At 66.2% G+C, this 13,121-nt stretch carries 15 protein-coding genes; 2 read left to right on the top strand and 13 right to left on the bottom strand.

Going from position 1 to position 13,121, the window contains the following annotated elements:
- Positions 1-78 precede the first annotated feature (78 nt).
- Complete coding sequence (locus tag JMF82_RS05120; protein WP_201313454.1) at positions 79-1,398, top strand: thioredoxin family protein; 1,320 nt, start codon at positions 79-81, stop codon at positions 1,396-1,398.
- A 142-nt stretch (positions 1,399-1,540) separates the two neighbouring features.
- Here the strand turns inward: JMF82_RS05120 and JMF82_RS05115 are convergent, their stop codons facing one another.
- Entirely contained in the window at positions 1,541-1,798 is a 258-nt protein-coding gene (locus JMF82_RS05115; RefSeq protein WP_201313453.1) for a hypothetical protein, read from the bottom strand.
- 255 nt (positions 1,799-2,053) lie between these two features.
- Here JMF82_RS05115 and JMF82_RS05110 point away from each other — a divergent pair, with 255 nt between their 5' ends.
- Entirely contained in the window at positions 2,054-2,737 is a 684-nt protein-coding gene (locus JMF82_RS05110; RefSeq protein ID WP_201313452.1) for an aspartyl/asparaginyl beta-hydroxylase domain-containing protein, read from the top strand.
- 7 nt (positions 2,738-2,744) lie between these two features.
- Here the strand turns inward: JMF82_RS05110 and JMF82_RS05105 are convergent, their stop codons facing one another.
- From JMF82_RS05105 to JMF82_RS05050, 12 genes are all read right to left on the bottom strand, one after another.
- A complete protein-coding gene (locus JMF82_RS05105) occupies positions 2,745-3,839 on the bottom strand; it encodes a mechanosensitive ion channel family protein (protein ID WP_201313451.1) in 1,095 nt (364 codons plus the stop codon).
- 65 nt (positions 3,840-3,904) lie between these two features.
- Complete coding sequence (locus JMF82_RS05100; protein ID WP_201313473.1) at positions 3,905-4,096, bottom strand: hypothetical protein; 192 nt, start codon at positions 4,094-4,096, stop codon at positions 3,905-3,907.
- Between the two features lie 160 nt (positions 4,097-4,256).
- The gene (locus JMF82_RS05095) at positions 4,257-4,775 is read right to left on the bottom strand and encodes a DNA starvation/stationary phase protection protein (protein WP_201313450.1); all 519 of its coding nucleotides are present in this window, start codon (positions 4,773-4,775) and stop codon (positions 4,257-4,259) included.
- Positions 4,776-4,819: 44 nt separating this feature from the next.
- A complete protein-coding gene (locus JMF82_RS05090) occupies positions 4,820-5,512 on the bottom strand; it encodes a DUF1275 family protein (protein ID WP_201313449.1) in 693 nt (230 codons plus the stop codon).
- A 48-nt stretch (positions 5,513-5,560) separates the two neighbouring features.
- Entirely contained in the window at positions 5,561-6,988 is a 1,428-nt protein-coding gene (locus JMF82_RS05085; RefSeq protein WP_236585299.1) for an alginate export family protein, read from the bottom strand.
- Positions 6,989-7,019: 31 nt separating this feature from the next.
- Complete coding sequence (locus tag JMF82_RS05080) at positions 7,020-7,925, bottom strand: glyoxalase (RefSeq protein ID WP_236585298.1); 906 nt, start codon at positions 7,923-7,925, stop codon at positions 7,020-7,022.
- 20 nt (positions 7,926-7,945) lie between these two features.
- On the bottom strand, positions 7,946-8,386 hold the full coding sequence (locus JMF82_RS05075; RefSeq protein ID WP_236585297.1) for a DoxX family protein: 441 nt from the start codon (positions 8,384-8,386) through the stop codon (positions 7,946-7,948).
- Positions 8,387-8,396: 10 nt separating this feature from the next.
- Positions 8,397-10,277 carry an amidohydrolase gene (locus JMF82_RS05070; protein WP_201313448.1) on the bottom strand — a complete coding sequence of 627 codons (1,881 nt, stop codon included), beginning with the start codon at positions 10,275-10,277 and terminating at the stop codon, positions 8,397-8,399.
- Entirely contained in the window at positions 10,274-10,555 is a 282-nt protein-coding gene (locus JMF82_RS05065) for a XapX domain-containing protein (protein WP_201313447.1), read from the bottom strand. Before JMF82_RS05065 ends, JMF82_RS05070 begins: the two co-directional genes overlap by 4 nt.
- Positions 10,556-10,607: 52 nt before the next feature.
- Positions 10,608-11,261, bottom strand: a complete 654-nt coding sequence (locus tag JMF82_RS05060) for a hydrolase (RefSeq protein WP_201313446.1) — start codon at positions 11,259-11,261, stop codon at positions 10,608-10,610.
- Positions 11,262-11,318: 57 nt separating this feature from the next.
- Positions 11,319-12,140, bottom strand: coding sequence for an alpha/beta hydrolase (locus tag JMF82_RS05055; RefSeq protein ID WP_201313445.1), 822 nt, complete (start codon positions 12,138-12,140; stop codon positions 11,319-11,321).
- 307 nt (positions 12,141-12,447) lie between these two features.
- Positions 12,448-13,083: a response regulator transcription factor gene (locus tag JMF82_RS05050; protein WP_201313444.1), complete on the bottom strand. Its 636-nt coding sequence runs from the start codon at positions 13,081-13,083 to the stop codon at positions 12,448-12,450.
- Between the last annotated feature and the right edge of the window lie 38 nt (positions 13,084-13,121).

Here is a 13,121-nt window from a genome sequence, read left to right as displayed (position 1 = left end):
ACGCATCGGGCGGGATGGTCTTGGGGCCATCCCGCCCTCCTTTTCCACCGGCACGAAACTCGAGTGAGGCACGCCGCCATGTCGAACCTGCTCCGTCGCACCACCGCTCCGCTCGCCGCGGCCCTGATGCTGGCCTCGCTGCAGGCGCCCGCCGCCGACAAGGCGCCCACGACCATCGCCGATGCGCTCAAGGTGGCGGCCACGCAACATCGTCCCGTACTGGTCGATTTCCAGGCCGTGTGGTGCTACTCGTGCTACTACATGGCGAGCCACGTGTTGAACGGCCCCGAGTGGGAGGCCGCCCAGCGCAAGGCCATCGTCGTGGAGTCGGATGCGGACTCGCCGGAGGCGCAGACGTGGATGAAGAAGCTCAAGACCTCGTTCCTGCCCACCTACGTGGTGCTGGACGAGCATGGCAACGAGCTCGGCCGCATCACCGCCGAACAACCGCGCGAGAAGTTCTACCCGCAGCTGGACAAGATCCTCGCCATCGGCAACACGCTGGATGGACTCAAGGGCAAGGCCGGCAAAGGCTCGGTCGATGCGGTGGCCGCCGTGCTCGATGCCTACCAGGCACGCGGCGAAGGCGATGAAGGCTTCGCCTGGTTCGGCGGCCTGCCCGCATCGCTGCAGCAGAACGCACGCAAGGATGCACGCGTGACCCTGGCGCTGGACCAGCTCTCGCTGGCGAAGGCCAAGGCGTCCAAGGATTCGTCGGCCATCGCCTCCAGCGCTCAGAAGGTGCTGGCGCAGGACATCGGTTGCCAGCGCCCGTACGTGCTGGACAACCTGCTGGAAGCCACCGGCAAGCTGCCAGCACCGCAGCGCCAGGCCACGCTGGAAGCGCAACGCAAGCCGCTGGATCACTACGTCGACAGCCAGGTGCTGGTCAGCCAGCCCGCCTGCGCCGACCAGCGCAGCGCCGTGCTGGCGAGCGCCGATCTCGATGAAGCACTGGGCGATCAGGCCGCCGCGACGGCCGTGCTCGATCGCGCGATCACGCTTACCCGCCAGCGCCTGGGCAGCAACCTCGCCGGCGACCGCAACCTGGCGGACAACCTGCGCATGTATCTGCTGCGCGCCAAGCGCACGGCGGAACTCGACGACTACCAGCGCAAGTTGATCGCGGCCTATCCCGATGACTACGTCTATGCCTATCGCTACGGGCGCAGCCTCATCGATGCGGGCAAGCCGGCCGATGCCCTGCCGTACCTCGCGCAGGCGGCGGACAAGGCGTACGGCGCCAATCGCCTTGCCGTTGCGCAACAGCGGGTGAAAGCGCTGAAGGCGCTGCATCGCGCCGATGAGGCCAGGCAGGTCGCCGCCGATGTGCTGGAAACCAACGGCCCCTGGTTCCCCAAGCAGGCCGCGGCGCTCAAAGCCGAACTCAACGCGTGAAACGGATACGGGTGATCGTCATCGAACGATCGCCCGCATCGACACACGTATCGCGCACACGAAGACAGCGCGACTGACGCAAGGTCGTCGCGCTATCAAGCGGGCATGCCAGACGCACCCCGCACCGCACTGAACAGCTGAGTCAGTGCCGCAGTTGCTGCAGCAGCTGCTCCAGCTCCCCACGTAAACGCAGCACCTCCGCCTGCGCGTCATCGCGAGCCCTGACCACGTCGCGATGCACCGCCATCGGCACGACATGCATCGCCAGGGTTTTCTGCCTGGCGCGGTAGCGCCGTGCGCGTTCGGCCGGTGTCAGCGCGTTCGGCTTTCGCGGGCGGCCGCGGGCACGCCTGAACGTCAGCGGCAACGCAAGCGTGCCGGGATCAAGGGGGTCAACCATTGGCGCATCCTCCGTCAATTCGGCCCATATTTTGCGTTACGTCACAAAAAATAGCAAGCAAATTCAGGCAGGAAATCAATGGCTCAGAACTGATTCCTCATCCCAATTGGACGCCACAGGCAACCGGTTTCCCGACGCCTGGCGCGTTCACGCGCCAACGAGACGCGGCCCACTACCGTGCGGCTCACCACGTGCCGGGGTCGGCGCGGCGGCGCAGGAGCACCCCGCCCGTGCAGCCTGGAGGACACAGGAAAGATGGACTCGCTCTACGAGCTCTCGTCGCGTGCGATACGGCGCATCTATGACGCGCGCCTGGATACGCCGCCCGTGCTGGAGATCGACAGCTGCTTCCCTGCCGCGCGCCGTTTCGAAGCGGCGTGGATGGAACTGCGCGAAGAAGCCCGGGCCGTCCTGCGCTCGGCCACCTCGATCCCCCGCTTCCACGAAATCATGCCAACGCAGGCCGAAATCTCGGCGACCGACGGGCGGGACTGGCGCATGTTCCTGCTCAAGGTCTATGGCCAGGAACTGCGCGCCAACCTGCTCTGCTGCCCCGTGCTGGGCGAACTGCTGGCGGACACGCCCGAGGCCATTTCGGCCACGCTGTCCTTTCTTGCGCCGCACAAGCACATCCCCCAGCACCGCGGCCCCTTCCGCGGCATCCTGCGCTACCAGCTCAACCTCGACGTACCGCCCGATGGCGAAGGCAGGCCCGGCGCCGTGCTCTGGCTCGCTGGCCACGAGCATCGGTTCGGGGCCGGCAAGTCCCTGTTGTGGGATGACACCTTTCCGCACGAAGTCTGGAACCACAGCGAGAGCACGCGCATCGCGCTGTTGCTCGACGTGTACCGGCCCGAGATGCCGCTGGATCTACGCCTGCTGTCGCGCACGATCACGGCAGGCGTAGGCGTGGTGGCGCGGTTGCGCGGATTTTCCTGAGCCCACGTCAACGCGGCGCCACCGAGCCCTCCGGCGAGCGGCTCGCCGATGCGTCGAGCTCGCCGCGCAGGCGCGGCAGTGACTGCGGATAGCGGTCCTGCACGAAGGCGATCAGGCCTTCGCGCACTCGACAGCGCAGATCCCAGTTGCGGCCGGAATCGGTCGAGCTCACCAAGGCGCGCAGCTGCACCGCGCGTTCGCTGGCATCGGTCACCTGCAGCACCGACACGCGGCCATCCCATTCCGGCGCTTCCTTGCACAAGCGCATCAACTCATCGCGCAACGGCGCCATCGGCACGCGGTAGTCCAGCCACAGGAACACCGTGCCGATCAGCTGCGAGCTCGTGCGCGTCCAGTTCTGGAACGGGTTTTCCATGAACCAGTTGAGCGGTACCACCAGGCGCCGGTCGTCCCAGATGCGCACCACCACATAGGTGCCGGTGATTTCCTCGATGCGGCCCCATTCGCCCTGGATGATCACCACGTCGTCGAGGCGGATGGGCTGCGTCAGCGCGATCTGCAATCCGGCCACCAGGTTGCCGAGCACCGGCTTGGCCGCCAGGCCCAGCGCCAGGCCGGCCAGGCCGGCGGACGCCAGCAGGCTGGTGCCCAACTGGCGCACGCCCGGAATGGTCAGAAGGATCGCGCTGGCGCCGAGCAGGACCACCACCACCTCGGCCGTGCGTCGCAGCACGCGCACCTGGGTCAGCATCCGGCGCGCGGAAAGGTTGTCGCTGACGTCCAACGGATAACGCCGGATGGCGACGAGCTCGAGTGTGCGCAGGCAGCGCAGGACAAGCCATGTCACGCTGATCATCAAGGCGATGACGAGCACATGCTCAAGCAAGGCAAGCGAGGGCAATGCCTCCGTATCCGGCACCACGCGCAACGCCGCCACCAGCATCAGCAGCGGGATCACCCACTCCATGGGCGCACTGGCCCTGCCCAGCATATTGGCCACCACCGGCCGGCGCCGGGCCAGTCGCCCCAGCACGGCATAGGCAACGGCACGCAACACGAGCGAAACGAGCAGCGCCACGACCGCGGTCATGCCCAGGCGCGTCCACGCGCTGTCGCTCCACAGGTGGCCCAGGACGTTCATGCGACACGTCCCGGCGGATTCGAAGGCGACCGGGCCTTCGCCAGGCGACTCATCGCGCGCCGAAATCAGTCTTCCGGCGCTTTGGCCGGAATGAAGGGCGAAACGGGATCGCTGGCCGGGAAGGTTTCTTCCAGGGCCTGGTCGTGGTTTTCGCTCTCGCGGCGCTTGCGCTCCGCGCGCTGCCCCTGGCTCTCGCGCTCCGGGGCCTTGTGCTTGTCGTGGGTGTGATCCACGTCTTTGCGATCGTGACTGGACATGGCCAATTCCCTGCGTATCGCTGCTCTTGACGTCGATCTTCAGACAGCAAGTGTTAGCGTCATGCCTCCATGGCGTGACCAGGCGTCGACAACGTTCAAGTTGCCGTCAAACGACGGGCCGGCCACCGCGACCGGCCCGTCCGTGCATGCGAGCCGTCGGTCAGGCGCGCCGGCTCGTCTCGAACAGGAACCACACGCGGCGCTCGGCCTCGTCGATCCAGTTTTCCAGCAGGCTGGCGGTCGCCACGTCGCCGTACTCGTCGCACAGCTCATGCGTCTTGCGCATATAGCCGATCAGGCTGCCGTTGTCCTCGCGCAACTCCGCGAGCATGTCGTCCGGCGTGACGAAATCCGCGTCGTTGTCGAGCAGGCGCTTCATGCGCGACGCATGCCCCAGGGAACGCAGGGTGGTGCCGCCGATCTTGCGCACGCGCTCGGCGATCGGATCGACGGTCGCGTAGATCTCATCGGACTGCTCGTCGAGCAGCAGGTGGTAATCGCGGAAATACGGCCCGGACATGTGCCAATGGAAGTTCTTGGTCTTCAGGTACAAGGCCAGCACGTCGGCCAGCAAGGCATTGAGCTCGCCGGACAAATCGCGCGTCGCCTTCTCGCCCAGCGTGGATGGCGTATTGAGGGCCGCCTTCTGGCGGGTCTTGGCTTTGCTTGTGTCGCTCATGGTGTGCTCTCCGGGGTCATGGGAGGTGGAACGAACATCGGGAATCATTTGGGCGCGGCGGCTTCGTCCGCGTCGTGATGGCGAAGGTAGGCGGCCAAGGCAACGACCGGCGGCGCCACGAAGCACCACATGCCGGCATAGGCATACAGCAACGCGGCCGCCGCGCAGCCAAAGGCGAAGGCCAGCACGGCCACGCTCATGCGCTTCAGGCGGGTGTCCACCGCCGCCTTCTGCTCGGGCGCCACGCCGTGGAGGCGGTCGGCGATGTCCAGCATGATCTGCGTCGTGGTGCCGGTCATCAACGTCGACGGCGGCATGCTGCCGAGATGCACGCGATGCAGGGCGTTCTGGATCGCCATCGCCGCCACCATGGTCATGCCGAGCAACGTGGAGGACCAGCTGTCACCCGGGCCAAACGGGCCATAACGCAAGGCGAGCACGGCGGCCACCACGAACAGGGCGAACTTCAGGAACAGCAGCGTGCGCACCACCGGCAGGCCTCGCCCCACCAGCCAGAAGTGCAGCAGGCGCGCCAGCACGATGACCACGCAGAACACGGGCAGCGCCAGCAGCTTGGCGATGATGCCGGAGGTGCCCAGCACCAGCGCCGCGCCAAGGGTGACGAAGTTGCCCGTCACGTGCGCGGTGAACAGACCATGCAAGGCCATGAATCCCGCGGTATCGACGTAGCCCGCGTTGACGCTCAGTATCGTGGACAAGGGTGCCTGGTTGGCCATGCTGTCGCTTGCTCCGGTGGCGCGTGTAAAAACAGGCGACCTTTTCGGTCACCAGATGTATTTGAGTTCGATGCCCAGGTAATGGCTGTCGTGCCCGCCGGCGACATGGATCACGCGGCCGGCGTCGTAACGCACAGCTTCCACTGCGCCGGTGAAGTTCGCGTTGAAGACGTAGTCCATGCGCAACTGGCCGTAGGCGCCCGTCCAATGGCCGCCCTGCCCGGCGGTGCCCGGCAAGGGGATATTGGGTTGCACATAGACCGCATCGTCGACGGTCTCGCGCCACAGGAACCCAAGCGCCCCCATCACCGTCAGCCTGGCCGAGGGTTTCAAGGTCAGGCTCGGCTTCACGTGGCGCAGGTTGGCGTAGCCGGTAAATCCGGCCAGGGTGAAGTAGTAGCCATTCGGAAACAGCGGATTGAACGTGCCGAGCGTGCCATCGCCGTGTCGCCCGTCGCCCGAGGCGGCATCCAGTTGCAGGCCGACGCGTGGATGCCAGCCCGCCTCCCAGGTGTAGCCGATCCGTGCACCGCTGCCCCAGGCATCGATGGCCTTGCTGCCCACGCGGCCACGTTGCGCCATGCCTTCGATGTCCCAGTCCACGCCGGCCGCCTTTCCCGCGAAACGCGCGTCATAGACGTCGCGTCGCTCGTCGCCCGTGGCATCCAGGTACCGCGCACCATCGCGGCTATAGCGCGAGTAGTAGGCCGACAATTCGTTGCCGCCCAGCACCTGGCGCTCCACGCGCAGGGTATCGAACCGAAAACGGTGGCTGGACGTATCGTCGAAGGGATGGCGGTCGTCGTACTGCACCGGCTGGCTGAGGAACCCGATGAAGCGCCACTGCCCCGTTTCCCAGTCGGCCCAGATCGCATCGAACGATTGCCGCACGTTGGGTCCATCGCGCAGCGACACGAAGCGCTGCAGGTCGAAGGCGAAGTCCTGCCGCCCCACGCGCGCCTTGAACGTACCCGTGCCGAAACTGCGCACATAGGCCAGGAACGCCAGGCGCAGATCCCAGGGGTTGCGGTCGGCGCCGCCGATCACCTGCTTGTTCACCGTGCGCGCATCCTCGATCTGCACGAAAGCCTGCCAATACGAGGCGAAGCGCAGATCGGCATGCAGCTGCAGGCGTTGCAACAGGTAGGTGTTGTCGGCGTTTCCGATGCCGAAGCTGGCGGCGTCGGAGATTTCCGTTCGCTCACGCAAATTCACGCCCAAGGAAAGATAGGTGTTCTTGTCCGTCGCGCTGAGCGGGATGTACTTGAGCGCATCGCCCCTTTGCGTGCGCAGCGCAGGGTCGGCCAGCGCCGACCAGTCTTCCTGCCAGCGGTTGCTGCTGAATGCAGGTCGAGCCGCAGGCGACTGCATCGGTGCGTCGTCGATCGCCTGCGCATGCAACGACATCGGGCAGGCCACCGCGCCGAGCCACATGGCGCCGGCCGAACGAACGCCACCCGCACAGGCCGCCCGCACGCAGCGGCGCCAGCAAAGCACCCTGCCCGGCCTAGCGGGCCGCGCCGGCGTGGATTTCGGCGACGTAGCCACCGGGGAATTCCACCATTGCCGATTCACGTCCCTCGCTGCTGAAGGGTTCGACCAGCACCTTCACGCCATGCGCTTTCGCCTTGGCCAGCGTGTCGGCAAGGTTTGCGACCTCGTAACCCGTCAGTTCGTGCCCATAGGGATACGGCAGATGGCCGTCGGTCACGAAAACGGTCAACTTGCCAAAGGTGGATTCGATGCGGACGCGCCGGTAGCTGTCTTTCGGACGGCCAATCTCCACGCCGGGCGCCTGCCTGGCGTCGGACGCCACCTTGCCATGCGAGAACGCCAGGAAGCTCTTCACGAACGCGTCGGCGCGATCCGACGAGACATACACGCGGTTCTCGGGAACCGTCTGGAACGGCGTGTAGTTGGGCGGCGTGGTGTGCCAGTAGAGCTGCATGTTCACGCCACCGGGCCACTGGACCACCGCATCGCGGCCGATCGGGTCGGGAAAGATGTCGACGATGACGTCCGCACCCGATGCGCGCGCAGCCTTGACCGCAACGTCGAGATCCGTCACCAGGTAACCGGTGCGCTCAAGACCGAACGGATGCGGCACCGGCGTGCGGAACCCGAACAGCGACACCGTACCCACCGGCGTCTGCAGCAGCTGCGTGCTGGTGCTGCTGGGCGTGGGCGTCACGGTCGCGATGCCTTGCCTGGTGCTCTGGCCGCCGAAGGTGCCGAGGAAACTGTCGACGAAACGATCGACCTCCGCGGGAGCGACATAGACGTGGGTGGTGTCGTACTGCGAACCCACGGCCACCATCGGCGTCGCCGGCGCTTCCCTGGCCATCGCGGACATCGGCGAGCCGATCGCGGCGATGCCGAGCGCGAGGGCGAAGAACTTGGAATACATGCGCATGGAAAGACTCCCTTGGAATGTCAGGATCGGGCGACCGGCGAAACCGGCGCCGTGCGTTCGCGCAGGTCATGCCAGGCCACCAGCACGAAGCCACCCACCAGGCCCAGGTGCTCGAAGAAGGCGTTGGTCATGCCAAAGCGCTGCGCCGCCGGAGCGGCCCAGAAACGATTGGCCACGAAGGTCGCGGCCAGCGTGAAAGCGGCGAGCAACAAGGCCCCCAGCCAGCGGGCGCGGTGACACAGGATGGCGAGCGAGGCGCCCAGTTCGAGCACGATCACGGCAACGGTCACCGGCACGGCGGGTGTCATGCCGAAGTGCGCGCTCTCGGCGACCGCGCCGTTGAAGTCCATGAGCTTCTGCAGGCCGCCCTGCAGATAGGCGGCGCACAGTGCCAGCAAGGCGAACCAGTGCACCATCGGCGTGACGGGCCAGCGCGTGGGGATGTTCGAAGGAGTGTTCACGACGATACTCCTAGACCGCCCAGCACGCGCAGCCCAGCGCGCCCCAGAACGACTTGAGGTCGGATGCCGGCACCTTGCTGGCCCAGGCCGCGGCATGATCGTGGCCGTGCACGCCGCAGCCATGCCCGCAAGCGCAGGCCACGCGTGGCGCGACCGCCGTTTCGCGGCGATCCTGCGCCCAGGCGCCGTAACCGCCATAGGTGCGCACCGGCGACCACTCGGGCATCGCGGGCGGCACGCTGACCTCCTCGAACGAGGCAAAGTCGCCAGCGCCATACACCACGCGGCCGCCGACGATGGTGAGCAGCGAGGTCGTATCGGCGATGTCCTCTTCGGGGCAGCGGAAGAAATCGCGGTCCGGCACGATGAGGTCGGCGAGCTGCCCCACCTTGATCTGGCCCTTGTTGCCCTCTTCGTTGGAGAACCAGGTGACGTGCTCGGTCCACATGCGCAACGCCGTCTCGCGATCGAGGCAGTTGCGGCGCGGATAGATGCCGAGGCCACCCACGGTCTTGCCGGTGATCAGCCACGCCAGCGACACCCAGGGGTTGTACGAGGCCACGCGCGTGGCATCGGTACCCGCCGAGGTCTTCACGCCCTTCTCGAGGATGCGCGCCACCGGCGGCGTAGCCTGTGCCGCGGCCGCCCCATAGCGCTCCACGAAATATTCGCCCTGGTAGGCCATGCGATGCTGCACGGCCACGCCGCCGCCCAGGGCCGCGATGCGATCGATCGAACGCTCCGAAATCGTCTCGGCGTGGTCGAAGAACCAATGCAGTCCGTCCAGCGGAATATCGCGGTGGACCTTCTCGAACACATCCAGCGCGCGGCTGATGGTTTCGTCGTAGGTCGCATGCATGCGCCACGGCCAGCGGTTCTCCGCCAGGATGCGCACCACCTCTTCCAGGTCGCCTTCCATCTGGGGCGGCATGTCGGGGCGCGGCTGGCGGAAATCCTCGAAATCGGCCGCGGAGAACACCAGCATCTCGCCGGCGCCGTTGTGGCGGAAGTAATCGTCACCCTGCTTGTACTTGGACGTCCGCGTCCAGTTCAGGAAATCGTCCTTTTCCTGCCTGGGCTTCTGCGTGAACAGGTTGTACGCCAAGCGGATGGTGAGCTGGTCGTGCGCCGCCAGCTTCTCGATGACGGCATAGTCTTCCGGGTAATTCTGGAAGCCGCCGCCGGCATCGATCGCACCGGTGACACCGAGGCGATTCAATTCGCGCATGAAATGGCGCGTGGAGTTGAGCTGGTAATCGAACGGCAGCTTCGGCCCCTTGGCCAGGGTCGCGTACAGGATGGCCGCATTGGGCCTGGCCAGCAGCAGGCCCGTCGGGTTGCCCGCCCCATCGCGCGTGATCTCGCCGCCGGGCGGCTCGGGCGTGTCCTTCGTGTAGCCCACGGCACGCAGCGCGGCGCCGTTGAGGATGGCGCGGTCATACAGGTGCAGCAGGAACACCGGTGTATCCGGCGCCACCGCATTGAGTTCGGCGATGGTGGGCAGGCGCTTCTCGGCGAACTGGTGTTCGGTGAAGCCACCCACCACGCGCACCCATTGCGGCGCCGGCGTGATCGCCACCTGTGCCTTGAGCATGGCCATCGCGTCAGCAAGCGAACGCACGCCATCCCAGCGCAACTCCAGGTTGTAATTGAGGCCACCGCGGATGATGTGCAGGTGGTTGTCGATCAGGCCCGGCAAGGCCCGGCGACCGCGCAGGTCGATCAGCCGCGTCTGCGGGCCGGCCAGCGGCATGATCTCGGCAGCACTGCCCACGGCGCTGAAGCGGCCATCGGTGATCGCCACCGCATCCGCTTCCGGCCTGGACCGATCGAGCGTGGCGAAGCGCCCGCCATGAATGATCCACCCGGGCGCTGCATTCGCTGTATTCATGAATGCCGGTCCTTGCCCGCATCACGCGCGGCGACCACCGGCTTCGGGCCCGGCAGGGTGCCGAACATGTGCGGCTTCACGTGGCCGCGCACCCAGCTGGTGCCCACCGCCTCGTGCCGCCACAGGTGTTTCACCAGCGGAGGAATCTGCTCGCCGACCAGAATGCCGAGCAACCCGACCAGGGCGATCACCGGCGGCGCCGGCGAGCGCACGTTCAACAAGCTGTAGATGATGCCGACCAGCAGGCCGGCGCCAAGCGAAAACAGATACGGTTTCATCGGGAATTCCCGCAACGTCACGCGAACCGGCGGATGACCCGCCGGCATCGCTTCAACCTTCGTGGCCGCCAAACATCGCCTTGGCATAGGTGATGCCCAGCCCGTAGGCACCCGCAAACCGCCTGGCGATGCCCGTGGTGCTTTCGTACGTTTCGCTACGCGCCCAGTCGCGCTGTAGCTCCAGCAGGTACTGCACCGAGGTCATCGGCCGCACGCCGGCCTGGATCATGCGTTCCATGGCGCGGTTGTGCGCTTCGGCCGAGACATCGCCGCATGCATCGGCGATCACGTACACCTCGAAGCCCTGGTCAAGCGCGGACAGCGTGGGCCCGACGATGCACACCGAGGTCCAGAGGCCGGCGAAAACCAGGCGGCTCTTGCCGATGCGGTTCACCTCGCCGATCACGGCCGCGTCTTCCCAGGTATTCATGGACGTGCGGTCCAGCAGCGCCTGGCCGGGGAACGGATCGGTCACTTCGCTGAACATCGGGCCCGAGAAGGATTTCTCCGCCACGGTGGTGAGAATGGTCGGCACCTTGAAGCTGGCGGCGGCGTTGGCCACCAGCGCCGCATTGGTGCGCAGGCTGACGGCATCGATGGAATGGGTTGCAAACGACATCTGCGACTGGAAGTCGATCAGGATCAGCGCGTGATCCATCGGCGTGAGCAGTTGCTTGCCCGGCGTCGGGCTGGCTTGGATGGCCATGAAAAATACCCCTCTGGCACGGTCCCGGCACGTGCGCGTGCCGGGACCATGGAACGATCAGGAACGGATGAAATCGAGCAGGTCCTTGTTGACCTGTTCCTGGTGGGTGGCGGTGAGGCCATGCGGCGCCCCCGGATAGACCTTCAGCGTGGCGTTCTTGATGATCTTGGCCGACAGGCGACCGGATGCATCGATCGGCACGATCTGGTCGTCATCGCCGTGGATCACCAGCGCAGGCACGTCGATCTTCTGCAGGTCCGGCGTGTAGTCCACCTCGGAGAACTGCTTGATGCAGTCGTAGTGGCCCTTCAGGCTGCCCATCATGCCCTGCAGCCAGAACGAATCGCGCATGCCCTGGGTGGCCTTCGAACCGGGCCGGTTGGCGCCGAAGAACGGACCCGACAGGTCCTTGAAGAACTGCGAGCGGTCGGCCAGCGTGTTCGCCCGGATACCGTCGAACACCTCGATCGGCAGGCCGCCCGGGTTGTTCGCCGTCTTCACCATGATGGGCGGCACCGCGCCGATCAGCACGATCTTCGCCACGCGCGCGTTGCCGTGGCGGCCGATGTAGTGCGCCACCTCACCGCCACCGGTGGAATGACCCACCAGCACGATGTTCTTGAGATCGAGCGTTTCGATCAGCGCGGCAAGGTCGTCCGCGTAGGTGTCCATGTCGTTGCCGTTCCACGGCTGGCTGGAACGGCCGTGGCCGCGACGATCGTGCGCGATGGTGCGGAAGCCCTGCGAGCTGAGAAACAGCATCTGCGCGTCCCAGGCATCCGCCGACAGCGGCCAGCCATGGGAAAACACGACAGGCTGACCCTGTCCCCAGTCCTTGTAATAGATCTGCGTCCCGTCTTTCGTCGTGATCGTACTCATAGTGGGATGTCCGTGCGGGTTGAGGAAGCGCCGTGGCGCCGGGGAAGACGAAGGCAAAAACCGGTTCACTGATCGGCATGGAAGCGCTCATCCATGGGCCGCCGTTGCGGAACCGGTCGCTGACGATGCGGCGTGGCCGGTCTGGGCGAAGTGAACTGCGGGGAAGAGCGAACGTGTCGCTTATTCTGTCGTCGCAACGGCGAGACCGTATGCCCCAAGGTAGGAATTCTTCGCTACCCGATCAGGTACACGCGCCGGTATCGCGGGCGCATGCGAGGCCTTGTTGCATCGCTGTTACAACAAGGGGTCAGCCGTCGAAGAAGCCGCGGTTGCGCGCCAGCGTCACCGCGTGCGTGCGGTCCAGCGCGCCGAGCTTGGTCATGATGTTCTTGAGGCGCGCCTTGACCGTGTCTTCGGACACGCAGAGGATGTCGGCGATGCGCTTGTTGGTGTGGCCCGTCGCGACCAGCCGAAGCACGCTCAGCTCACGATCGCTGAGCATTTCCGACCAGGCGTGGGAGGCGATCTCGCCCGCCACCTCCGTGGCGACCACGCGGCGGCCGTTCATCACCGAGCGGATCGCGCCAAGGATCTCCTCGCGCGTCGCGGTCTTGAGCATGTAGGCATTCGCGCCCAGCGTGAGCGCGCGCTTGACGCGGGCGTCGCCCGGATAGGACGTGAGCACGATGATGCGCGCCTGCGGAAATTCCGCGCTGATCGCGTGAATGGCCTGCAGGCCGTCGACGCCCGGCATCTGCAGGTCGATCAGGGCCACGTCGGGGTGCAGCTCGCGGAAGCGGACGATGGCCTCCGCGCCATCCGCGGCCTGGCCGACCACGTCCATGTCGGGACTGCTTTCCAGGGCCACGGCGATGCCATCGCGCATGATGGGATGGTCATCGGCGATCAGCACCCGGATGCGGTCTGCGCCGCCTGTCACCATGACTCCTCCTGCGCGCCATCCGTCGTCTGCCTCGCGGG

It is taken from the genome of Dyella sp. EPa41, from assembly GCF_016586165.1.
In the GTDB taxonomy this organism is placed as follows: domain Bacteria; phylum Pseudomonadota; class Gammaproteobacteria; order Xanthomonadales; family Rhodanobacteraceae; genus Dyella.
This window is presented reverse-complemented; position numbering and strand designations above follow the sequence as displayed.

Bases quoted from the DNA above. Each gene is read 5' to 3' on its own strand.
- JMF82_RS05120 (WP_201313454.1), top strand. From the start codon at position 79: ATGTCGAACCTGCTCCGTCGCACCACCGCTCCGCTCGCCGCGGCCCTG.
- JMF82_RS05115 (WP_201313453.1), bottom strand. From the start codon at position 1,798: ATGGTTGACCCCCTTGATCCCGGCACGCTTGCGTTGCCGCTGACGTTC.
- JMF82_RS05110 (WP_201313452.1), top strand. From the start codon at position 2,054: ATGGACTCGCTCTACGAGCTCTCGTCGCGTGCGATACGGCGCATCTAT.
- JMF82_RS05105 (WP_201313451.1), bottom strand. From the start codon at position 3,839: ATGAACGTCCTGGGCCACCTGTGGAGCGACAGCGCGTGGACGCGCCTG.
- JMF82_RS05100 (WP_201313473.1), bottom strand. From the start codon at position 4,096: ATGTCCAGTCACGATCGCAAAGACGTGGATCACACCCACGACAAGCAC.
- JMF82_RS05095 (WP_201313450.1), bottom strand. From the start codon at position 4,775: ATGAGCGACACAAGCAAAGCCAAGACCCGCCAGAAGGCGGCCCTCAAT.
- JMF82_RS05090 (WP_201313449.1), bottom strand. From the start codon at position 5,512: ATGGCCAACCAGGCACCCTTGTCCACGATACTGAGCGTCAACGCGGGC.
- JMF82_RS05080 (WP_236585298.1), bottom strand. From the start codon at position 7,925: ATGCGCATGTATTCCAAGTTCTTCGCCCTCGCGCTCGGCATCGCCGCG.
- JMF82_RS05070 (WP_201313448.1), bottom strand. From the start codon at position 10,277: ATGAATACAGCGAATGCAGCGCCCGGGTGGATCATTCATGGCGGGCGC.
- JMF82_RS05065 (WP_201313447.1), bottom strand. From the start codon at position 10,555: ATGAAACCGTATCTGTTTTCGCTTGGCGCCGGCCTGCTGGTCGGCATC.
- JMF82_RS05060 (WP_201313446.1), bottom strand. From the start codon at position 11,261: ATGGCCATCCAAGCCAGCCCGACGCCGGGCAAGCAACTGCTCACGCCG.
- JMF82_RS05055 (WP_201313445.1), bottom strand. From the start codon at position 12,140: ATGAGTACGATCACGACGAAAGACGGGACGCAGATCTATTACAAGGAC.
- JMF82_RS05050 (WP_201313444.1), bottom strand. From the start codon at position 13,083: ATGGTGACAGGCGGCGCAGACCGCATCCGGGTGCTGATCGCCGATGAC.